1 protein-coding gene and 1 pseudogene are annotated in these 1169 nt (G+C 71.8%); one reads left to right on the top strand and one right to left on the bottom strand.

The window, feature by feature from the left end:
- Nucleotides 1-357: pseudogene (locus BH719_RS09235) on the top strand (hypothetical protein); the annotation flags it as partial.
- A gap of 45 nt (nucleotides 358-402) precedes the next feature.
- Here the strand turns inward: BH719_RS09235 and BH719_RS00765 are convergent.
- Nucleotides 403-1169: 2-oxo acid dehydrogenase subunit E2 (locus BH719_RS00765; protein WP_009399915.1), on the bottom strand; the 767-nt coding region annotated here is incomplete at its 5' end.

Genomic DNA, 1169 nt, shown 5'->3' with positions numbered 1-1169 from the left:
ATCCGCGCGCGCGACGCCGCCATCGTCGCGGGCAACGCCTCCGCCCTGGACGGCGTCGTGGGCGGCGCGCTGGCCGACGCCGACCGCAAGCGCATCGAGTCCTTGGCCGAACAGGGGATAACGGTGGAGAAACTTGAGACGCAGGTGCGCGTCAAGGAGGTCGTGGCGTGCACGGACTCCCTCATCCGCGCCAGGGCTGCACTGACCCAGACCGCGCTGCGCGCCTGCGCGAACGGAACGTGCACGGACGCCTCGGCGCAGCCCGCTCAGGAGGTCGTCCTCGATATCGAACGGGCTTCGGGGCTGGTCGTCGCCGCCCAAGGCGCCTCCGGCCAGTCCGGCGCCGAGGGGCGCTGACGCCCCCAGCGGCGGGGCCGGCCCGTCGCGGACCGGCCCCGGGGCTCACAGGGCCAGATCGGCTTCGAAATCGCCCTCCTCCAGGCGCCGCTTGACGTCCATGAGGTAGCGCGAGGCGTCGGCGCCGTCCACCAGCCTGTGGTCGTAGGACAGGGACAAGTACACCATCGAGCGGATCGCGATGGCGTCGGCGCCGTCGGCGCCCTTGACCACCATCGGGCGCTTGACGATCGTGCCCACGCCCATGATCGCCGTCTCGGGCATGTTGAGGACGGGCGTGTCGAAAAGGGCGCCGCCCGAACCCGTGTTCGTGATCGTGAAGGTCGAGCCGGACAGCTCGTCGGGGCCGACCTTCGACTCGCGGGTGCGCGCGGCCAGGTCGTTGATGGACTCGGCGATGCCCGCCAGCGTCTTCGCGCCCGCGTCCTTGATGACCGGGACCAGCAGTCCCCGCGGGGTGTCGACGGCGATACCGATGTGCTCGTGGTCGAAGTAGGTCACCTGGGCCCCGTCGATCGTGGCGTTGATCTTCGGGTGGTACCGCAGCGCCTCGGTGGCCGCCTTGACGAAGAAGGGCAGGAAGGTGAGTCTCGTGCCGTGCGCCGCGGCGAAGGCGTCCTTCGAGCGGGCGCGCAGGGCCGCCACCCTGGTCACGTCCACCTCGATGACGGTGGTGAGCTGGGCCGCGGTCTGCAGCGACTCCACCATGCGGCGCGCGATCGTCTGGCGCAGGCGGGACATCTTCTCAGTCGTCCCGCGCAGCGGCGAGGGCTCGCGCGAGGGCGCGGCGCTGGGCGCCGGGGCCCCGGAGG

It is taken from the genome of Pauljensenia hongkongensis (assembly GCF_001746855.1).
In the GTDB taxonomy this organism is placed as follows: Bacteria; Actinomycetota; Actinomycetes; order Actinomycetales; family Actinomycetaceae; genus Pauljensenia; species Pauljensenia hongkongensis.
Note: the sequence above shows the minus strand (reverse complement) of the source record. Positions and strands in the feature narration are given on the sequence as shown.